Origin of the sequence: Chitinophaga silvatica (assembly GCF_003419895.1) — a bacterium.
Classification (GTDB): domain Bacteria; phylum Bacteroidota; class Bacteroidia; order Chitinophagales; family Chitinophagaceae; genus Chitinophaga; species Chitinophaga silvatica.
This window is the reverse complement of sequence record NZ_QPMM01000016.1, coordinates 35,958-57,850: the sequence shown is the minus strand read 5'-3', so window position 1 is coordinate 57,850 and position 21,893 is coordinate 35,958. Positions and strand designations below refer to the sequence as shown.

19 protein-coding genes are annotated in these 21,893 nt (G+C 39.9%); 6 read left to right on the top strand and 13 right to left on the bottom strand.

Going from position 1 to position 21,893, the window contains the following annotated elements; all coding sequences use genetic code 11:
• Positions 1-172: 172 nt before the first annotated feature.
• From DVR12_RS25180 to DVR12_RS25170, 4 genes are all read right to left on the bottom strand, one after another.
• Entirely contained in the window at positions 173-397 is a 225-nt protein-coding gene (locus tag DVR12_RS25180) for a hypothetical protein (RefSeq protein WP_116978581.1), read from the bottom strand.
• Positions 398-558: 161 nt separating this feature from the next.
• The gene (locus DVR12_RS25175; protein WP_116978580.1) at positions 559-2,754 is read right to left on the bottom strand and encodes a response regulator; all 2,196 of its coding nucleotides are present in this window, start codon (positions 2,752-2,754) and stop codon (positions 559-561) included.
• Positions 2,755-2,952: 198 nt separating this feature from the next.
• Complete coding sequence (locus DVR12_RS27670) at positions 2,953-3,195, bottom strand: hypothetical protein (protein WP_158563368.1); 243 nt, start codon at positions 3,193-3,195, stop codon at positions 2,953-2,955.
• Between the two features lie 127 nt (positions 3,196-3,322).
• Positions 3,323-4,018 (bottom strand): LytR/AlgR family response regulator transcription factor, encoded by a 696-nt coding sequence (locus DVR12_RS25170; protein ID WP_116978579.1) that lies wholly within the window; start codon positions 4,016-4,018, stop codon positions 3,323-3,325.
• A 165-nt stretch (positions 4,019-4,183) separates the two neighbouring features.
• On the opposite strand from DVR12_RS25170, the gene DVR12_RS25165 reads away from it, so the two are divergent.
• Entirely contained in the window at positions 4,184-5,815 is a 1,632-nt protein-coding gene (locus tag DVR12_RS25165; protein ID WP_116978578.1) for a hypothetical protein, read from the top strand.
• Here DVR12_RS25165 and nfi read toward each other — a convergent pair.
• From nfi to DVR12_RS25150, 3 genes are read right to left on the bottom strand one after another with little or no spacing between them, the layout of a single operon-like run.
• Entirely contained in the window at positions 5,812-6,504 is a 693-nt protein-coding gene (nfi, locus tag DVR12_RS25160; protein ID WP_199417205.1) for a deoxyribonuclease V, read from the bottom strand. The two genes, DVR12_RS25165 and nfi, sit on opposite strands and share 4 nt — an antisense overlap.
• A 2-nt stretch (positions 6,505-6,506) precedes the next feature.
• Positions 6,507-7,715, bottom strand: coding sequence for a DUF763 domain-containing protein (locus tag DVR12_RS25155; RefSeq protein WP_116978577.1), 1,209 nt, complete (start codon positions 7,713-7,715; stop codon positions 6,507-6,509).
• Positions 7,716-7,739: 24 nt separating this feature from the next.
• Complete coding sequence (locus DVR12_RS25150; protein ID WP_116978576.1) at positions 7,740-8,405, bottom strand: MgtC/SapB family protein; 666 nt, start codon at positions 8,403-8,405, stop codon at positions 7,740-7,742.
• A gap of 129 nt (positions 8,406-8,534) precedes the next feature.
• On the opposite strand from DVR12_RS25150, the gene DVR12_RS25145 reads away from it, so the two are divergent.
• Together DVR12_RS25145 and DVR12_RS25140 are read left to right on the top strand one after the other, a co-directional pair.
• Entirely contained in the window at positions 8,535-8,729 is a 195-nt protein-coding gene (locus tag DVR12_RS25145) for a hypothetical protein (protein WP_147323538.1), read from the top strand.
• A 135-nt stretch (positions 8,730-8,864) separates the two neighbouring features.
• A complete protein-coding gene (locus tag DVR12_RS25140) occupies positions 8,865-10,640 on the top strand; it encodes an ABC transporter ATP-binding protein (RefSeq protein ID WP_116978574.1) in 1,776 nt (591 codons plus the stop codon).
• 33 nt (positions 10,641-10,673) lie between these two features.
• Here the strand turns inward: DVR12_RS25140 and DVR12_RS25135 are convergent, their stop codons facing one another.
• Entirely contained in the window at positions 10,674-11,147 is a 474-nt protein-coding gene (locus tag DVR12_RS25135; protein WP_116978573.1) for an acyl-CoA thioesterase, read from the bottom strand.
• A 29-nt stretch (positions 11,148-11,176) separates the two neighbouring features.
• The gene (locus DVR12_RS25130) at positions 11,177-13,675 is read right to left on the bottom strand and encodes an outer membrane beta-barrel family protein (RefSeq protein ID WP_116978572.1); all 2,499 of its coding nucleotides are present in this window, start codon (positions 13,673-13,675) and stop codon (positions 11,177-11,179) included.
• 330 nt (positions 13,676-14,005) lie between these two features.
• Here DVR12_RS25130 and DVR12_RS25125 point away from each other — a divergent pair, with 330 nt between their 5' ends.
• Entirely contained in the window at positions 14,006-14,764 is a 759-nt protein-coding gene (locus tag DVR12_RS25125; RefSeq protein WP_116978571.1) for a DUF695 domain-containing protein, read from the top strand.
• Positions 14,765-14,813: 49 nt separating this feature from the next.
• Here the strand turns inward: DVR12_RS25125 and DVR12_RS25120 are convergent, their stop codons facing one another.
• Entirely contained in the window at positions 14,814-14,978 is a 165-nt protein-coding gene (locus DVR12_RS25120) for a DUF1328 domain-containing protein (RefSeq protein ID WP_116978570.1), read from the bottom strand.
• Between the two features lie 143 nt (positions 14,979-15,121).
• On the opposite strand from DVR12_RS25120, the gene DVR12_RS25115 reads away from it, so the two are divergent.
• Both DVR12_RS25115 and DVR12_RS25110 read left to right on the top strand, forming a co-directional pair.
• Positions 15,122-17,113: a BamA/TamA family outer membrane protein gene (locus tag DVR12_RS25115; protein WP_116978569.1), complete on the top strand. Its 1,992-nt coding sequence runs from the start codon at positions 15,122-15,124 to the stop codon at positions 17,111-17,113.
• A 39-nt stretch (positions 17,114-17,152) separates the two neighbouring features.
• Positions 17,153-18,217, top strand: coding sequence for an NAD(P)H-dependent flavin oxidoreductase (locus DVR12_RS25110; RefSeq protein WP_116978568.1), 1,065 nt, complete (start codon positions 17,153-17,155; stop codon positions 18,215-18,217).
• Here DVR12_RS25110 and DVR12_RS25105 read toward each other — a convergent pair.
• Genes DVR12_RS25105 through fdhD form a run of 3 tightly spaced genes read right to left on the bottom strand, consistent with a single transcriptional unit; the run spans position 18,214 to position 21,888 of the window.
• Complete coding sequence (locus DVR12_RS25105) at positions 18,214-18,765, bottom strand: putative glycolipid-binding domain-containing protein (protein ID WP_116978567.1); 552 nt, start codon at positions 18,763-18,765, stop codon at positions 18,214-18,216. The genes DVR12_RS25110 and DVR12_RS25105 overlap by 4 nt on opposite strands.
• A gap of 3 nt (positions 18,766-18,768) precedes the next feature.
• The gene (locus DVR12_RS25100) at positions 18,769-21,063 is read right to left on the bottom strand and encodes an FdhF/YdeP family oxidoreductase (RefSeq protein ID WP_116978566.1); all 2,295 of its coding nucleotides are present in this window, start codon (positions 21,061-21,063) and stop codon (positions 18,769-18,771) included.
• Between the two features lie 9 nt (positions 21,064-21,072).
• Positions 21,073-21,888, bottom strand: a complete 816-nt coding sequence (fdhD, locus tag DVR12_RS25095; RefSeq protein ID WP_116978565.1) for a formate dehydrogenase accessory sulfurtransferase FdhD — start codon at positions 21,886-21,888, stop codon at positions 21,073-21,075.
• Positions 21,889-21,893: the final 5 nt, after the last annotated feature.

The window sequence follows — 21,893 nt, the reverse complement described above, 5'->3', positions numbered from 1 at the left end:
GTTATTAAGAACTAATGACTGGTTTCTATTATAATTGAAACCTAACGGAAGTCCTTAAAAACATTCGCTTCGATCCTTATGCCTCTTTGCTTCTTATGCTCCTTTGCGAGAAAAAAAAATCCCGTCATTCCTGACGGGACCAAATAGACTCAAAACGTTGTATGGTTTTGGATTAAGCTTTTTTCTTAGCTGGCTTAGCTGCTTTCTTTGCAGTATCAACAGCTGGTTTAGCTTCTGCTTTAGCAGGCTTAGCATCAGCTTTTGCAACTGGTTTTGCTTCAGCTTTTGCTTCAGTTTTAGCTTGTTCTTTTTTTGCAGGTTTAGCAGCTGGAGCTTGTGCAAAAGAAGCAGCAGAAATGCTCATTACTACTACAGCGGCAATCAGGCTTTTTTTCATGATAATTGTCTTTTTAAAATGATTAGATAAGAATATTAATTGTTTGTAGATTGAAATTACGACAGCCAAAAGCCTGGTGACATTACGTTTCGGTGAATTGGGGTTAACTGTCGTTGAACAGGGAAAAAAGTACGGTAATGGTACTACGATATTGTATAATATCAGAGTAATAAGTGAATCGCTTCCTGAACTGCCTGAATACTAAGCTGCTTGAGTGTATTAAATTGGGCAACAACTATTTGGGGATAGTATTGAGATTCCTGTAAATTTTCCAATGGATCAAGAAATGGATATAGATGTGACTCCAAACCAATAAATGCCACTGTAGTTTTTAAAGTATGAGCTATCGCTCTGATAGATGCAAGATCTTCATCCTGAATAGCCTGTTTTAAACGGGTTAACTCTTCCGGTAGCTGGGAAATAAATTGTTCCAACATCGTTTTGATGAAGGATTCATCTCCATTTGAAAGCTGCTGCAAATACTGCATATTAATTAATTGTGTAGCAGTATTCTCGGTTTGAATATAAGGAGTTGAATGTTCTTTGGATGGAAGTTTTCCGGTATAAAGTTGAATCAATTTATATAATTCCTCTTCATTAATTGGCTTGGTTAAATATTCACTCATCCCCATTTGCAGACACTTTTCTCTTTCGCCTGTCATAGCATGGGCAGTCATGGCAATTACCGGAATTGTAGATTTCAGGTCATTCCGGATTACCTGAATTACTGTGTAGCCGTCCATTTCCGGCATTTGAATATCTAAAAGAACAAGATCGTAGTGTTGTTTTTCCAATGCCTGTAGAACCTCATTACCATTATTAACAATTTTGAACTGCAGTTGCCAGTTGGTCAGCAGGTGTTTTAATAAATTCTGGTTCATTTTATTATCTTCTGCTACCAAAATCTTTACATCCTGATGTGCAGGTAATAAATCGCCCTCCAGCAGATAAGTATTTGGGTCTTCGGCTAAGCTTTCTCCTAAAGTAAATGGAAGTTCCACTTTAAAAGTAGCACCTTCACCAGTTTTACTTTCTATTGAAATAAAACCATTTTGCAATTCTACTAATTGCTTCACGATAGTCAGACCTAATCCTGTACCTCCGAATTTCCGTGTAGTAGTTGCTTCGAGCTGATTAAAGCGATCAAAAATACTTTGCTGCTTAGACGGATCAATACCAATTCCGCTATCACTAACTGTAAATAATAGTCGAATGGCTGATTCTTCCGACCAAATCTTTTTTACTAAAATAGCAACATGCCCATGGTCTGTGAACTTGATAGCATTACTGGTCAGGTTTACTAATACCTGCGTAAGCCTGATAGGGTCGCCATACAGGATATCAGGTACCAGTTCATCTACGGTTACAGAGAAATTCAGATGTTTTTCTGCTGCCTTGGGTTTAAAAAGTGTATTCACTCCATGTAATACACTTCGGATGCTGAAGGATATGGGCTCTATCCGCATCATACCAGATTCAATTTTTGAAAGATCAAGAATATCATTTATGATCTCCAGCAAATTTTGTCCGGCTGTTTCAATAGCGCTTACATATTCTTTCGATTGTTCGTTTAAAGGTTGAGTTTTTAAAAGATGGGTAAACCCTAAAACGGCATTCATTGGTGTACGGATTTCATGGCTCATATTGGCCAGAAATTGTTCTTTAACAGCTCCTAATTTTTTCTCTTTTCTCTGGGATTCATCCAGCGCCTCAATTAATTGTTCCTGTTTGTGAATGCGGCTCAGAATATACAGGAAGGCCAGCAAACTGGTCAGACAGGCAAAAATAACCAGAACAGTGCCCCAGCTTTGTGCTTTCTGGCCGCTGCTGTCTACTATATGAGTAGCGTGGTTGACAGCCGACTGGCGGGTAGAGTCCAGTTGATGAATAATATTGGTAATAGCTTCGCCTAATCTTTTCCCTTTCTGGTTATTGATCATTTTTTCGGCAGCTTCTTTACCATTACTATAGAAGGTATCCAATACCATCAGGTTGAAAGTATTTTTCTCTTCAACCAGGTAGTTCAGTTGTGTGAGTAGCTTTTCTGTACTATCGTTTTTAAGGATCCTGTTTATTTCCTTAAGGTCAGATTTAATGATAGCGACTTCAGCTTCTATACCGGTAATATGAATGGTATCCTGGGAAATGACAGCACCACGAACTTTACTGTCAGTTTTCGCCATGTTGGTTTGAAGCTTCTGTAGCTCATTTTTAACATTTAGCTCCTGAAGTAATTGTTCGTTGCCTTTAATGAGTTTTTGAATATTGTTGGTGGAGTTAAACTGCAGTAATATAAATAGAATCATCCCGAATATGAACAGGCCAAGGAGATAATATTTGATTCTTTTTGACTGCATGACAGTTTAATACATATAAAGTGCTGATATAGGAAAGCCGTTCACCAAGATACCTTATTTTAATAATTTACGGCCAGCAAAATGTGCCTATATAAAAATTTATTGCTGGCCGTAAATATAATAACTACTGAAAATGTAAATAGTTTCAACGAGAATACTCATCGAAACTAAATACAGAAAATCCGGTAGTTAAAGAATTTATGCTTTAGGAGCAGCCGGAGCAGGTTTTGCAGCATGATGATGTTTAGCATGAGCTTTATGGGCTACAGGAGCCTTTTCAGTAGATGCTGTTTCTTTTTTAGTTTCTTCTTTTTTTGCCGCTACTTCTTTTTTTACTTCTGCTTTTTTAGTTTCTTTTTTTGGTGCAGCTGTTTGAGCGAAGGCTGATGCACTCATAAACAATACTGCTGCTGCTGCTAAGATTGAACCAAACTTTTTCATATTTTCTTGCTTTTAAAAGTGATCAATTGTTTGACGATATAAAGGTACATGCACTTTTAAAGCTGCTTTGGAACATTTGGACCAACAGGCAGTAGCTATCGTTTAAAAAGGAGAAAGTGTCGTTGAGCTATAATAAGTTCAGTTTGCTGTTGAGTGCGGCCCTGTAGGCATCAGCAATAGGGATAACATGCTTTTGCATGATGATGGTACCATCCTCTATCGATTCTATTTTGTCTAATGCTACAATATAGGAACGATGTACACGCATGAACTTGGAAGAAGGGAGTTTTTCTTCGAGTGACTTTAATGTAGAATGGATAGCGTGAAATTTATTGGGAGTGATCAGTTTTACATAATCCCCCATAGCTTCCAGATACAATATCTCTTCCGTTCTGATCCTTTTTAAAATACCGCTATCTCGTATAAACAAAAATTCTGATTCGGAAATTTGTAAGGTGCCCTGATTGCTGTCACTGAGCTCCTTCGCTTTTTCTATGGCCTGGATAAACCTGGATGGCTGTACCGGCTTAATCAGGTAATCAACAACATTCAGTTCAAAGGCCTCTACAGCATATTCTTTCTTAACAGTAGTAAATATTATCAGCGGCTTTGTCTTACCTAAATTCCGGGTAAGTTCCAAACCCGTCATACCAGGCATTTCAATGTCTAACAACAGTAGATCTACTTTCTCTTTTTGTATCAGATTATATGCTTCCATAGCACTGTCACATTCTCCAACGATTTGTAATTGGCTAACATGACTTGCCAGTTGTCGCATCGCTGTACGCGCAAGTTTATTATCATCTACTATTAAACAATTCATGCGGCTAAAATAATTAAATTTCTAAAAGCGCAAATAACAGTATCCCGATTTTTATTTTAAAGATTGCTATTATTTTTTATCAATCTTCTACCTAATCGCCTCATTTACATTTCTTATTGAAATAAATATATTTTCATATATTTGAAATTAATAATTAATATTGAAATGAGATATTTAAAATGGTTGATTCTTGTAGCTGTTAGTGGTGCATGGAACCTTTCTACCCAGGCACAAGTACCTGTTGTAACCTTAGGGCCTGAATTTACGGTACCTGAAGATGGATGGGATAAACTATTACAGCTGAAAAATGGAAATACCTGTTATCTCAATTTTAATAAAAAAAATGGGTTGACAGTCACAGTCTATAACTCCAAACGTGAGATCGTGGCCAATGATACCATTAATACTCAGATTTGGAAGGCAACGGATCTTGAATCTACCGAGGTTGATGGTATTTTTGAAATCAACGGACAGCCGGTTCTATTCCTTCAGCAACTGGTGAAAAATTCTCCTATTCTCATTCGGTTAGTATTGGATGCTAATACCGGAAAACTGCTACAGGAAGATAAATTAGGGGAGTTACCTACCGTTTTGCATAAAAGTGTAATGGTATCAGAAAACCTGGCATCACATGATTTTTATGTAGAAAAAGATCCCAAAAGTGACTACTATGCTATTGCCGCATTCAATGGCAGCCCGATTCAGAAAACAGATAGTTTGCACGAACGCATTAGTATCACTCATTATAGTCCGTCTCACAAAGAAATAAACAAGGGATGGTTCTATCTTCAGGATACTTCCTACAACTATTTCAGTTATATAAACATGGCAGTGGCAGGTAAAGAAAAAGTATACCTCGCAACTGTTGGGTTCAACACTAAAAAAGAAACTGCAGTAGGAGAGCCTAAAGTTTTTTTCTCCGCTTTATCTCCTGATTCTGCCACTTTTGCTCACCAGATCATACCTGCTACAACCGGTGCCAGTAATGTAAGCGGCGATATTCAACTGGCAGAACAAATCGGACAAATCAGGATGTTATTGCACCTGCCTGCCCAACAAAACGGAAATAATGCAGGTACCAGAGTATATGAATTTTCTACTGCTACAGGAAAACTGGTTAAACACGTGCCGGTAGCTTTGTCGGAACTAGACAGAAATGCTGCCGAACATCTCAACTATCAGGAGCCTTTTAAAGGTACTCCACAGCGCTGGCAGCTCAACCCAGATGGTACGAGTACCTTAATGCTGGAGAAGCTTACTTTCTTTACACAAGGAAATTCTCAGCTCAGTAAATTTCATACAAATCTGGGAGATGTTGGTATAGCGCTCCTGGATACCAGCAGCAGAGAATCAAATACCTTGGCTGTTTCCAAATATCAGGTAATTAACGGGGTTTGTGAGCCTTTTCAATTACAACGCAGAAGTAAGAGTGAGTGGATTTTCAGAAACAAAATTGCAGCTCTGAACACCAGTACGTATATGTCGTATGACTTCATACAAATTCCAAATGCCTCCTTCGTTTTGTTTAATGATTATCTGCAATACCTCGACACAGGAGGGCAAGACAGAGTGAGAAAACCTTTGAAATATGCTATAGACGCAAATTTCGTCTGCTATCGTTTTTATAATGGAAAGATAGATAAACTCATGTTGTTTGGCAATCCTGAAACAACAAAAGGTTATGGATGTATGATGGGAGCAGCTGATTATAATGCCGATAAAAAAATCTATGCTACCTTGCTGATTAGCCGTAAAGGGCAGGAGCGTAAAGCTAATATAGCCTGGATACAATTCTAACTTACTGGAGTGTAACCCTCTTCCAGCACACCTTTTCTAAAACTGTTCACCGCATTATGTGCCAACCTGGTTGGCTCAGGTAACCTGTAATTACGAATGCTTTGCTCAATGATCTTAAGGCTGCTGTCAACATCCGTAAGATGGCCCGGTGAAACAAAGATTGGCTTTACCTTTGTCTTACTTCTAAGAACTGTACCTAATGGCAGATCTGCTTTATCCAACAAGATTGTATGACTTCCCTGAGTTAAATCCGGTTCTTCATATTTCCCATACAATTTCTTTTTAGCACTGCCTATGGTAGGTTGATTCATCAGTACTCCAAAATGACTGGCTATTCCCATTCTTCTTGGATGAGCAATCCCATGTCCATCTACCACCAGAACGTCTGGTTTAACGGGCAGTTGTTCCCAAGCATCTAACAGGGCGGGAACTTCTCTGAATGCCAGGAAACCAGGTACATAGGGAAAGTGAACTTCTTTTTTTACAAGGCTGTAACCAACCGGAGTTAGCTCAGGAAATTTCAGGAGTACAATACCTGCATAAACTGTTGTACTGAATTTATTAAAAGAAATATCAGCCCCTCCAATCAGCGTGATCTTTTTATGAAAGGGAGAAATGATCACTTCATCTTTCAATTCCTTCTGTAATATGGTTGCCTGAGGTACAGTGAGTGTATTGTAATCAATCATTTCTAAAAGAGTTTTAGTTGTTCTCCATTTCGGGGTGGGAGAGGTTTGGTAGCTTTACCAAACACAGTTCTGCCGCCATATTTCCACGAGTCGTTTCGTTCTCTTTCAATTACTTTATCGAAGTTAGTATTTGGCTCGAAGTTCTTTTCAATTTCCTGAGAAAGCTGAGATAGTTTTTTAATGGCATCTTTTTTTTCGGATGCACCTACTTTCGCTTTATCCAGTGCCTCTTTGAGCGTATTTATTGTATTATCATATATTTTCAGCGGTACCGGAAATGGGTGTCCGTCTTTGCCACCATGAGCAAATGAAAATCTTGCCGGGTCTTCAAATCTTGATGGCGTACCATGAATCACTTCACTCACCAAAGTAAGCGATTGTAAGGTTCTTGGACCAACACCTTCCAGCATTAGAAGGGATTCGAAGTTGGCAGGTTGTGTTTCATGCGCTAATGCCAATACGCTGCCCAATCGTTTAAGATTCACATTTTCGGCCCTGACATCATGATGGGCAGGCATAATCAGGTTGCGGATTTCCGGGAGCAGATGCCCGGGTTTTTCGGCAACAAGACTTAAAATGCCCGATTTTGTTGAATCGGCCGCAAGATCAGTCAGGTTAAGTATGAGGCCCTGATTTTTCCCATAAATAAAAGTATGGGGTGAAGAAGTATAAGATTCGAAGGCAGCAGAATGCCAATGATATCGTCGTGCATATCCGTTAGCATCATTCATTCCCTGTTGTACTACGGCCCATTCTCCATCGTTGGAAAGAATGAAAGAATGGAGGTATAATTGAAATCCATCCTGAATGGCTGTATTATCAACCTTGGCGGTAAGTTTACTGCTATAAACCAGTTGTTCGCCTGGTAAACCGGTTTTCTCGGCAATTATCCTAAGCTCATTGGGGGTTTCCTTACTATATCTGCCTTTACCACCGCAGATGTAAATACCCAACTCCTGTGAGCGTGGATTAATAGCTTTTTTCAAGGCTCCCATAACGCTGGTGGTTATACCGGAAGAGTGCCAGTCCATACCCAGAACACAGCCTAATGCCTGAAACCAACATGGATCACTAAGCCTGCGAATCACTTCCCCTTTACCATAATCAGTTACTATTGCCTCAACGATGGCTCCTCCCAAAAGGCTCATTCGTTTATACAACCAGGCGGGAACCTGACCGTAATGTAAAGGCAGATCTGCATATGAAGGCATTTCTAAACATTAAAAGGTGACAAATTACAATGGGTTAGCATGCACCTGATACTGGAATATATTGTTGTTGCGGAGTAAAAATTCATCTAATTGCTCTAACTTTTGTCTGGACCCTCTGACTTCATAATTCACCTCAATCATCTTTTCCTTCCTCACAATTAAAATCCTTCGATGTTTCAATTTAAACTGTTGTAGCAATTTCTCGACATCTAAATGTGGAGCTTTTTCTTCATAAAAGTATATGGTGTATAATCTTTTGTCGTTTATCTCCGCAATTCTTTTCTCTACAAATTCCAAAATAATCAAAACACCCAATGAGCCGGCAAGTGCTACAACCGCCAGCAGGTAATTGCTCATACCTACTGCCATTCCAATGGCGGATGCAATCCAGATAGAAGCAGCAGTAGTAATACCATCGATCGTGTAGTCGTTCTTGAAAATAACTCCTGCACCAATAAAACCTACTCCTGTAAGAATATTGGATGCAACACGGTCGGGAGATCCCGGAAAGCCAAGTTTCGCGCTAAGGATGGTAAAAACAGCGCTACTCATACAGATAAGCGTCATGGTACGCATACCAGCTGCTTTTCGTTTATACTCCCTTTCTACTCCCAATATTGCTCCCATAACCAGGGCTATCAATACTTTTAGTAGCTGGTCGTCTTCTATTATTTGCAATGCTTGCCTCATTTAGCAAAATAATTTCCTTACAAAGGTAAGTCTTGGCATAATTCTTTCCTTTAGAAAAATTGTTTAGTAATTGAACACTTTAACTTAATTATTGTTATGAGTATGTCTAATCCTAAAATTGAAAACTTAATGCAACCCATTTTTTACAAAACGTGTATCATCATTTGTATTACAGGCATACTTAGTATTTTTTTATTTTCTTGCAGTGGCTCCAAAGAAGCCGGCAAAGAGGCTGATTCAGCTGCTTTTGCCATGCCCTCAGTAGATAGTACCAGTGTTATACCAGTAGATACAACTAAAACCAAACCTGATACAATTCGTTAGCAACAACTACGACCTTAATCTCAGGTCATAACATACCGCCATTGATATATGCATTAATTGCTATATCAATGGCGGTATCATTTTTTACAATAAATTTGGATGTAGTTCGTCTACCTACGTATAAAGACTATATCCATGCGAAAAGATGAAATTTCCCCAATAGAGAAACGACCAATTAAGCTGTCATCCCTCAAAAAAACGTTCCGTTTATTCCATTATGTAAAGCCTTACTGGCCCCAGTTTGCACTTGGACTCCTATTTCTCCTGGTATCCAGTCTTGCCGGTTTGGCGCTTCCAAAATTACTGGGCGAATTAGTAGATGGTAAAAATAATGCTCAGGTGTTCAATGGCCTGAATAGGGCCGGAGTATTATTAGTAGGAGTATTACTCGCACAGGCTACCTTCTCCTTCTTTCGTATAGTATTATTTGTGAATGTAACGGAGAAAACATTGGCTACGCTTAGGCAAACCGTTTACGGACATATGATTAAGCTGCCCATGAAATTCTTCCTCGAAAAACGTGTAGGTGAATTAAGCAGCCGTATTTCGGCCGATATTTCACTTTTACAGGAAACGTTTACTACCACCCTGGCCGAATTTATCAGACAGATGATCCTGATTGTAGGTGGTGTTACAATTATGCTACTGACCTCCTGGCAACTTACCTTTTTTATGCTGGCAATTCTTCCGGTAATGATGGTCATAGCCGTCTTTTTCGGAAAGTTTATTCGCAAGTTCTCCAAACAGGTGCAGGAACAAGTAGCTAAGTCCAATACAGTAGTGGAAGAAACGCTTCAGGGCATTTTTAATGTAAAAGCATTCGCCAACGAGTTTTTCGAAATTGCCAGGTATAAAGAACGTACCAATGAAGCAGCCAAAATTGGTATGAAAGGTGGCCGTTTCAGAGGATTTTTCTCTTCATTTATAATCCTTGGTATTTTTGGCGCCCTGGTAGCTGTCATTTGGCGTGGTGTCGCCATGCATATGCCTACTGCTTCACTGCTGTCATTTGTCCTCTATTCCCTGTTTATTGGCGGGTCTATTGCTGGTTTGGCAGAAGTTTATACTAATCTCCAAAAAAGCATTGGGGCAACCGAACATTTATTGGAGATTCTGGATGAACCCACAGAAGATTTAGCTCCTTTCAATGAAATTAAAAGAGAAAATATAGTAGACGGACAAATCAGTTTCAGAGATGTGACGTTTGCATACCCTTCCAGACCTGATCTGACAATTCTGGATAAAGTGTCTTTTGATGTATATCCGGATCAGAAAGTGGCGCTTGTTGGCCCTAGTGGCGGTGGTAAAAGTACTATTGTATCCTTATTGCTCCGTATATATGATCCTGTTAGCGGGTCTGTTTATTTTGATGGCAGAAAAAGTGATTCCATTCCTTTATCCCAACTTCGCTCACAATTAGCTATAGTACCTCAGGATGTGTTTTTATTTGGAGGAACAATTGCTGAAAACATTTCTTACGGCAAGCCTGGTGCAACGGAAGCTGAATTAATTGAAGCGGCAAAACAAGCCAATGCCTGGGAGTTTATTCAGCGCTTCCCCGACGGTATGAATACCATTGTGGGAGAAAGGGGGGTGCAGCTATCCGGTGGTCAACGTCAAAGAATTGCTATTGCCAGGGCTGTACTTAAAAATCCAAGAATTCTAATTCTCGACGAAGCTACTTCTGCACTGGATGCAGAATCCGAACGTCTTGTTCAGGATGCATTAGACAAACTGATGGCTGGCCGTACTTCTATTGTAATCGCCCACCGTTTGTCTACCATCCGGGAGGCCGATAAAATTATCGTGCTTGATAAAGGAGCTATTATTGAAGAGGGCACGCATGGTGAGTTGGTAGAGCAGGAAGGACTGTACCGAATGCTCAGTAATATGCAGTTTCAAAGTAATTAAAAAAGGAGGTCAATCGACCTCCTTTTCCATTATCTATAAATGTGGTTTCATTTCTTCGTCTATATCTCTGCGTAGCTCCATCAGTTTCTTCGCATATTGCTCCATGCTGATTTCGCTGGCTGTCTGAGGTGTCCATTTTGGAACTGGTATTGGTTTACCAGTTTCATCAACTGCTGCAAAAACCATTACACAGTGCGTAGTTTTGGATTTAAGCTGCTGCCTGGGATTTCCTGCCAATACATCTATTGATATATGCATGCTGGTTGTACCGGTGTAAATGATCTTTGCGTTGATTTCCACCAGATCACCAATCGAAATGGGTTTAAAAAAGCGGATACCACCTACATAAACAGTTACGGCATACTGACCACTCCAATTAGCTGCACAGGTATAGCCTGCCTGATCAATCCATTTCATTACTGAGCCTCCATGAACCTTGCCTCCAAAATTAACATCAGATGGCTCTGCTAAAAAGCGTAGGGTAATAGTGTGATATATCGAATCCATACTTTTGGTTTTCAGACCCAAAATACAAATTAAAAATTATCACCACCTCCCATATCATTGTTATTATCTTTTGCCTTGTTGTTTTTACGTTTAAACAGATTGGTGTCCATCTTTCCAAAACGATAGTTAACATTTAAACGCAGTTCACGGGTCGCTCTTTTACGATAATACTCCTGATCCGAGAAGCTGGTAGTTGTATAGGAAAGATTGCGATCTGTGTTGAATATATCATTTAAGCCAAGGGATACAGAAAGTGCTTTATTCTTCAGCATATCTTTTTTAATGGCAGCATCTGTCGACCATTTAGCTTTCCTTTCACCCTGTGGTAATATCTGTCTTGATTCGTATTCACCACTTACCTGTAAGGTCAGGTTCCATGGCAATTTGGTATTGCTGTTTAGTTTTCCAAACCATGTGAAACCCTGGTTCGACAAATTATCACCGTTGCTGGAGGCATTAATTTTAGTTTGTGCCAGGTTAGCGTTGGCAGTTACATCCCAGATTTTGGTGATCTGTGTTCTGAATGTGAATTCAGCACCATAGGAGTTACGGGAACTGGCATTGATAGGGTAGTTCAACAACACATGCTGATCCTGACCATTTAATGCAAGAACGGTATCTACATAAAAATCTGTGATCGCATTATTGGTATTTCTGTAATAAAGAGATACCAAGAGGTTGTGTTTATGATTAAAATCTTTCAGATAAGAGAGTTCAAATGAATTAGTGAATTCTGGCTTCAGATCCGGGTTTCCGGTGCTGGCACTCTGTCCGTTATAATCAATAGTCGGGAGCAGGTCGCGAAACCATGGTCTGCGTATTCTTCTGCTATAGTTGAGTTGCAGCTCATGATCGCCTTTTAATTTCTGGGAAAGGAATACACTAGGGAAGAAGCTGATCGGATATTTGATGCTGTAGGAAGCTTTGTTACCTAATTTCGTTTCTCCGTCGTAATTCGATTGTTCGCCTCTTAATCCAACCTGGTAGCCAAAATCTTTCATTGCACCAGTATAGCTGATATAAGCCGCATTGATCTGCTCACGATAATGATAGTTATTGGATAATGCAGTATCTAACAGGTAATCGCCAGATGGGTATTGCTTACCAAATGTATTGGTGAAGTTATCAAAGGTTCGGTTATTGGTTCTTAATCCCATTTCCAGCTTGGATTTATCTGTTAGCGGCCGCACATAGTCGACCTGGCCGGTCAGATAAATTGTTTTGCCATCACCACTTCCATAACGCATTTCTGGTTTTTTGGGATCATAAATTGGGGTATTTGCCAGATCGTAATATTGAAGGGAATAGTTAGAACTATTGTCGCTGGTCGCGTAGTTATAGGTAAAGTCGGCTGTCAGCTCTTCGCCTTCTCTGGCAAATGTGTGTTTGTAGCCTAACTGAGTGGTATAATTACGAAACCCGTTGAGTGTATTATTGATACCGGTGCCATATCGTACCAGTTGTTGATGTATATCGGATTCGTTGATAGTTTGATTATTATATCGATTAAAATTTCCACCGGTTAGATTCTCTGAAATCGTAATGGTGTTGCGGTTATCGAGAAACCAGTCAAAGCCAATACGACCAGTCTGGAACTTACGTGAGAAATCTCCGTCTTCTAACTGTTCGGTATAGTTAATAGTATCATTACCCATATTTTTTCTGAACAAACGACCTGTCATCGGAGATTTTCTGTTCCGGATGTTGTAGTTGAGGAAAAAATTAAATTTTTCCTGGCGGATATTCAGATCCACGCCAGCATTGGTGCTCCCAAGGGTGGTTACACCTGCATTCACAGCACCGTTAATACCGGCTTTCTTGTTCTTTTTAAGCACGATGTTTAAAATACCACTCATTCCTTCTGCATCATATTTAGCAGATGGATTGGTAACTACTTCAATATTCTGAATAGCATCGGCAGGAATCTGATCTAAAGTAAGAGTAGAAGGGCGGCCATCAATAAAGATAGTAGGAGCGCCATTGCGCACGGTTACGTTACCATCAATATCTACGTTTACCGAAGGAACTTGTTTCAATACATCAGTAGCAGTTCCTCCAATACTTGCCAGGTTTTTTTCTACATTGAATACCTTTTTGTCGATGGCCATGCTAAATGCAGGCTTTTCACCTACCACATTTACAGCGGCCAGGGATTTGACATTCGGTGCTAACTTAATATTTCCTGCATCAATGTTGTTCGATTTACCACTCAATTCAAAATTCCTGAAATAGGATTGATATCCGATAAAATTTACTTTGATAATATATTTTCCGAATGGGATATTGTCAAAATTGAAGTCTCCATTGGGTTTAGATAACATACCCGTCTGCACGCTGGAATCACTGCGCAATAAGGCTACAGACGCATATTCTACGGCTTTGTTGGTTTGAGCATCCAATAGTTTTCCGTAAATACTGCCTGCATTACCTGCAGTGGTGTTACCAGGTTTCCCGTTCTGGTGTTGTTGTGCTGTAACTGTAAATCCAAATAATAGCCAGCCTGTAATTAGCAATACAATTTTTCTCATAATAGCTTCCAACTTATTTTATAGCGGGGTAAAATTAGGTCATATGCAGAAAGATAATCGGGATTTTAGGATGAAAGGTTAGTTGGAACCCTTTAGGGCCGAGACTTCCAACTACAGATTCAAGCAGAATGCTTTATGGTATTGTTTTATAGCGAAAGTGCAGAATCTTCACCCCAAGTGTTAATTAATGTTAACCACCCTTACTGTAGATCGCTCTTTAAGCTAATTTTTGTGGATAAAAAAAAGAGTTATAATGTTTTATCTTTTCCGTTATAACGTTGAGCTACGTATCTTTACAACCTGGTGTTTGCGTTATTTTAATTTTTTTATATGCATAAGGATTACCGCCCGGACTGGGATATTTATACGTGCCATATTGAAGAAAGTCCAGCAGTAATTGGCCTTGACCTTGATTTGAGACGATTTGCACCCTTGAAGGAAAAGCCCAATGCCATATATATCACTGTATATTTGAATAATCCACGTGAAGACGGATTTCCCAAGGATACCGAATTTGCAATAATGGGTGAAATAGAAGATAAACTGGTAGATGTATTACAAACCAAACTGGATGCGCAATTTGTAGGTAGAACTTATTCTAACGGTGTTCGTGATTTTTACTTCTATGTTGGAGAAACTATATTACACGATAAGTACATTTCTGATGTAATGATTTCTTTCCCTGATTATCGTTATGATTTTGGAGTAAAGGAAGATAATAACTGGGAATTATATTTCGATTACCTGTTTCCTGATGTTTACGAATTTCAGCGCATTCAGAACCGTAAGGTACTAAGAATGCTGCAACAGCATGGAGATGTAGCCGAAAAGCTACGCCCCATCGAACATTGGATTCATTTCAAAACAATTGAGGATAGAACCCTGTTTTGGGAACATATAAAGGAAAATGGTTTTACCCTGATCAAGGAAGATGGTACAGAAAACCCCGAATTCCCTTTCAAACTTTGTATTTCGCGAAACGATAAAGCAAGTGAATCTGCTGTCAATAGTGTAGTTATGGGGCTATGGGAGTTATCTCAGCAAGTCAACGCACTGTATGATGGTTGGGAAACCAGCATCATGAAATAACATAATGAATTGCTGAAACGTATCAGCAATTCATTATGCATGTTTAGTATTACTGTTTTTTAACTAATCCTCCAATTAACGATATCACAAACAGCACCAGAAAAATAAAGAATAATATTTTCGCTATTGATACTGCTCCAGCAGCTATTCCCCCAAACCCAAAAATGGCTGCGATAATGGCTACAATGAAGAAGATTAATGCCCAACGTAACATAAGCAGTTGTTTTGATGGTGAATAATATGTTCTTGATTGGATACGTTCTTAAGTCAGTAAACAATTATCATTCCGGTAGTACAATACTGTTGTAATTCCGTTTTTTTTCGATATAATTGTTTCTACTGCTAATCTTGAGGTATTTGTCTAAAATATGGCCTACCATTACTGTCACAATCTGGCTAATCTGCCAGTTATATTGCGTTGTTGGCTATGGCCAGATTAATGTTTCAGGCCCGGATACCATTCCTTTTACCAGCAAATACCGTAGTCCATTACTGCCAGACACCTCTGCCCATAAGGATCATCCTTTATTTAAGCAGCCTCATACCGATACCGGAATCCACAAAAACGGGATCTTCAAAAAAATTGGTGAATACCGGGATTCTTTACGCAAAAAGGAATACAGACAGACATTTATCAAGAAAATAACCAAACAAGACGAACCCATTCCAACCAATGATGATAGTACTATCATTAAAAGTGAGAAATATTTTACCCCTTTTGCCGGAAAAGTGATACGAAGTATCTACTATAGAAAAGTGAAGGTTTTCGGGCCAAGTAACATCAATGATACTACGTTCACCACCAATATGGGATTAATCAAGCTGGCAAACCGACTGCATTACGATTCCAGAGAATGGGTAATCCGCCAGTCACTCTTCTTCAAGGAAGATCAGCAGCTCGACCCGTTTGAAATGGCCGACAATGAACGTTACCTACGTAACCGCCCATTTATTCAGGATGCCAGAATTTATGTCAAACAACATGTTGGAGATTCTGTAGATATTGAAGTGGTAACAAAAGACCTCTTCGAATATGGTATTGATGTTTCCCAGGTAAGCCCGGATAATATCAGAGGAAGTATTAGTAACAACGATTTGTTTGGTGCAGGGCAGGGAGTCAGAGTCGGACTTCAATGGAGAACCGATTATAATCCTGTCTGGAATACAGAATTCCGCTACACTAAGTACAATATGTTCGGTTCCTTTATTGACCTCGCCGCTGGCTATACGACATTAAATAACTTCGCCCAACTCGATACCAATGCCTATGAAGGCTCCTTCTATATAGATCTTACCCGCCCCTTATTCAGAAATTCGGCCAAATGGGTAGGCGGATTAACTGTGGCCGAAAACTGGTCTATCAACATCCGGGGCTTAACACCTGAAAATGGCGATACTGCCTACAGGGATTATCGATATAGTATCATTGACGGATGGGTAGGATACAACTTTATTAATAACTACAGGCATGATGGCACAATCGGTAACAAGCCTAATGTTGCTATACTAGCCAGGCACTATAATCTGGCTTTCCAGCGAAAGCCGGATCAGGAACGCTATAAAGATGATCCGGTTTATAATAACCATCGACTCTACCTGCTGGAATTGCAAGCCTATAGAATTGATTATTTTAAAGCACATTATTTCTTCGGATTTGGCCGAACGGAGGATATTCCTCTGGGATATAATATTAGTGCTACCGGTGGCTGGGAATCCTGGCGGGATAGAAGACGGCTTTATACCGGAATTAATGCGCAGAAATTTTGGACGACACTCAGACAAGGTCTTTTTAATACTACCTTCGGCATTGGTAATTATTGGCTGAACCATAAAATTGAAGATGCTGTAATTCATGCCAGCCTTGAATATTATAGCAGAATGGTGTATGTTGGCCACTCCCGGTTCCGGCAGTTTTTTACTGCAGATTATCTTAATAGTCCAAACCCTTATTTCAATAAACCATTAAACATTAATGTGGAATATGGTATCTGGGGCTATAGAGATACTAAGTTAAATGGTTACCAGCGCCTGAGAGCAGATGCTCAAACCGTATATTATAGCCCATTGAAAATCCTGGGTTTCAAATTCAATTTCTTCACAGACTTACAAACTGCAATCTTAAATTATAAGGATAATGCACTGTTTAAGAATCCTGTCTATCTTGGAATAGGAGGTGGATTCAGGGTAAGGAATGAAAATCTCGCGCTCAATACCATTAGTGCTTCTGGCTACTATTATCCCAATGCTCCCTATCCTGTTAAGAGTTTCCGACTTGAAATCACTACCATTGTCGATTTCAAGTTTGATGTATCTGCTCTGAAAGCACCAACAGTATTACAGTTCCGTTGATTGTATTAACTTTTGTATTTTTACATCAAATTATCCGTCATGGAATGGAAGAATGAATTAACTCGTTTATTAGGGATTACTTATCCGGTTATTCAGGCGCCCATGCTGGGAATTACTACTCCTGCCATGGTAGCTGCCGTAAGTAATAGTGGTGGTTTAGGTTCGCTACCTGTAGGTGGTTTATCTCCTGAAAAAGCAGGTGCACTAATCAGAGAGGTTAAAGCACTGACTTCAGCTCCTTTTGCAGTTAATATGTTTGTATACGACCTCGCTCCATCATACGATCAGAATGCTTTCAACGAAATGCAAGACTTCCTGCAGTTCCTGTATGGCGCAAACCGTTTGGCTGTTCCTCCTGTAAATTTTGATACTGTACCGTTTTACTCCTGGAGAGAACAATTACCTGTTATTATAGCAGCTGGAGTTAAATTGGTGAGCTTCACTTTCGGAATGCCTGATAAGGAAGGATATAAATTATTTAAAGAAAATCAGATCATTTCAATAGGAACTGCTACTTCTGTGGAAGAAGCTGTGGCACTGAAAGAGGCTGGTACAGATATAATTGTGGCGCAAGGAATAGAAGCTGGCGGCCATAGAGGTTCTTTTCTTGGTACAACGCTCCCACAAGTAGGTACTATGTCTCTGGTTCCACAGATTGTTGATCGTATACGCGTTCCCGTAATTGCAGCTGGTGGAATAATGGATGGCAGAACCTTATTAGCTGCTTTTAATCTGGGTGCTGAAGGTGTTCAGGTCGGTAGCTTATTTCTCAGATCTAATGAGAGCCTTGCTACTCCTGCTCATAAAGAAGAAATCGCTAAGCTGGCAGATACTGATACTGTACTAACCAAATCATTTACCGGCAGATGGGCAAGAGGGATCAGAAATAAATTACTTGCCGAAATTGAAGCTTCAGGCCTGCCTATTGTAGGGTATCCGTATCAGAACGAATTGACACAGCCAATCCGTAAACTAGCCAGAGAACTGGATAAGCCAGAGTTCCTGATTATGTGGGCCGGACAAAGTGCTGCAAAAGCTAAAACCTGGAAAAGTGCAGATATTTTTTCTGAATTGATCAGGGAAACCGAAGCGCTGTCTCGCTAATATGTTATTCGCTCAAAAATTCCCGGATAGTTTTTGACAAGATAAAACTCGTCGTAAGGTATTTTAGCACTGAAATCGGTACTTATATTTTCATATAGATATTCATGTTGTGTGATTCTGGTATAGCGTTGCTGTACTTTCTGTAATTCAAATTCGGGGAGCTTAATGTAAAGGATATCCAATACTTTACTTTCTTTATTATCGAATTGCAGTCGCTTTATCGGCAGTGTATTGGTAAAGGGTGTTAAGGAAATATCTATATCCAGGCAGTTATCGAAAAGTTCAATTTGATTATTGTCTTTATCAAACCAATGCCCTTCAAGATCAGAGGTTAGAATAAGTTCTTTTGACTGTATGCTTTCTTCTCTGATATGAAAGGTTGTAATCCGCCAATCTGCTGTTAATTCAACTTTATATCGTATGCAAAATGGAATCTGATCCTTTACACCATTTATGCTTCCCGATGCAACCATACCCTGACCTTTATTCTGCAATGTGAAATATTCAATCGCAGGCCACTTAGTCGCCTTCCAGATAATGGGTTTCATTTGCTATGATTTTATGGTTGATGATTTTATTTGAATAATAACCGATTTGGATACTGGTGTATTGCTTTGATCTGCTACGCTATTTACAGGAACCAATACATTTGTTTCAGGGAAGTAAGTAGCCGTACATCCGATTGGTATATCATATGGAATTACTATGAAACCCGGTGCTACTCTTGTTTTCCCATCTTCATAATTATAAAGATCAACAAGCTGTCCGCTTTTCAATCCTTCGTGTTCAATATCTTTGGAATTCATAAATACGACCCGCCTTTCATTGTAAACCCCTCTGTATCTGTCATTCAATCCATAGATCGTTGTATTAAACTGATCGTGACTACGAATGGTCATCATCAGATATTCCCCCTTTCTTACTTCCGGAAATGTTACTTCCGCAATATTAAAATTAGCTTTGCCACTATGGGTATTGAATCGTCCTTCTCTGGCCCCATTCGGTAGGTAAAAGCCACCAGGATGCCGTACTTTTAAATTATAGTCTTCAAATCCCGGAATTACCTGTGCAATAGCATCCCGAATCCTGTCATAATGTTGCATGTATTGATTCCAGGAAATGGGAGAGTGAGTACCAAAGATGGCAGTAGCTAATTCGCAAACGATTGTTGGTTCACTCTTCAGGAGGTCAGAAACCGGATGCAAATTTCCGCGGGATGACTGTACTACTCCCATTGAATTTTCACAGCTAACAAATTGCTGCTCCCCATTTACTATATCCTTATCACTTCTGCCCAGACAAGGAAGTATTATGGCTTCTTTACCATGAACGAGGTGACTGCGGTTGAGTTTAGTGGAAACGTGAACGGTTAAATCACAATTTCTAAGTGCCTGTGCTGTATAATTGGTGTCCGGAGTGGCAGAAAGAAAATTACCGCCCATGGCAATAAAGACTTTTGCCCTTCCATCGTGCATCGCATGAATGGCCTGTACTACGTCATAGCCATGAGCACGTGGACTTTGTATATTAAATACAGTATCCAGACGATCCAGAAATACATCCGAAGGCTTTTCGTATATACCCATTGTTCTGTCGCCCTGCACATTACTATGACCTCTTACAGGGCATACACCGGCTCCTTGCTTGCCAATACTACCTTTTAATAGCAGCAGGTTTACGACTTCACGAATGGTATCTACAGCGTTTTTATGTTGAGTTAATCCCATTGCCCAGCATGCAATGATTTTCTGCTTCCCGGCGATGATCTTGGCGGCTTCTGCCAGTTGTTCCAGTGGTACCCCGCAGGTTTCGATAAGAGAAGCCAGGTCTAACTCTTCCAGATGGGCGATGTATTCCTGGTATCCCCTGGTGTTGTTTTCAATGAATTCTGAATCAAAAACACTTCCTGGTTGATTCTTTTCTTTTTCAAGCAAAAGAATGGATAGCGCCTTCAGCAAGGCCATATCACCATTAATTTTTACCTGCAGAAATAAGTCAGTAAGGGGAGTAGGGATGTTCAGAATTCCTTTTATCGTCTGTGGGTTCAGAAAGCTGATTAATCCGGTTTCCGGAATAGGATTTACAGCTATGATGATGGCCCCCTTGTCTTTTGCCTTTTGTAGGGCAGTAAGCATACGGGGGTGATTAGTACCAGGGTTTTGGCCGAGAATGATAATTACTTCTGCATCATGTACGTCTTCCAGGGTCACTGAGCCTTTTCCTATTCCAAGTGCTGCCGTCAGCGCCACACCACTGGATTCATGACACATATTTGAACAATCGGGCAGATTATTGGTGCCATATTGCCGAACCATTAGCTGATATAAAAATGCAGCTTCATTACTGGTTCTGCCGGAAGTATAGAAAACGGCTTCATTAGGTGAACTTAGGTTATTGAGCCTGTTTGCAATTAGTTCATATGCTTTATCCCAGCTAATAGGTACATAGTTGGTGCTTCCTGGGGCCAGGTATACAGGTTCGGCGATTCTTCCTTTCTTTCCTATCTCATAATCAGTTAACTGACCTAATTCCTCAATAGTATGTTGGGCAAAGAAATCGCCGTGCAATTTTTTAGTTGTAGCTTCTTCAGCAATAGCTTTAGCACCATTTTCACAGTATTCAGCAACGGGGGATCTTTCATCATCCGGATCTGGCCAGGCACAGCCAGGGCAATCAAATCCTTTTTTCTGGTTGAGCTGCAATAATGCTTTCATACCTCTGAAAGCATTCATTTCTTCCAGTATATGGCGCATGCTCGATACTACGGCAGGTAACCCGGCTGCCACCTTTTTAGGCTTGGAAAGTCTGATGCCGGTGAATTTTATTGGATTTTCTGCTGTATCCATACCCTTATTTTATTTGCAAATAATTCTTTCAGGTAAACTATAAATATTAAATCGCTGGGCTTTCAGAAAGCCTATTAAGGTTATATTGTACTTAGTAGCCATATCAACAGCCATGCTGGATGGTGCTCCGATAGATGCAATAAATGGAATGCCAGCCATTGCGGCCTTTTGTATTAGTTCAAATCCGGCTCTTCCACTTAATAAAAGCAAACAGGTACTACGGTCAATTGCCGGCTCTTTTATTGCTGAGCCAATAACCTTATCAACAGCGTTATGTCTGCCAATATCTTCTTCCAAAATCAATAATTCGCCTTTGGCTGAAAATAATCCGGCTGCATGAAGCCCGCCAGTTGTATTAAATAGTGCCTGTTGCTGGTGTAGGGTTTCAGGTAGCCTGAATAATTCTTCGGCATGAAAAGTAGTGGTTGTATTTATTTTACTAATTGCTGTATGAATATCTTCCATTGAAGTTTTTCCGCAAACCCCGCATGCAGCTGTAGATACAAAGCTTCTGTTTATTTGTTTAAGCTGGGGTTGGGACGTAGCAGAAAGATGAACTGTAGCAATACTTCCTTCAGGCGTTTCTGTTAGTTCAACAAATTCAATTTCTTTATAGGATGAAATGATACCTTCAGTAAATAAGAAACCAGTGGCAAGAGAGCTATCACTGCCCGGGGTACGCATGGTAACTGAAATTTGTTGTGTAATATTTTCATACATCAACTGGATCTGAAGAGGGGCTTCTGTTGCCAGCACATCATCAGTTTCAGTTATGCCATTTTGGGCAACTTTCATTACGTGGGTTGATACAACTGCGTTTATCATACGTA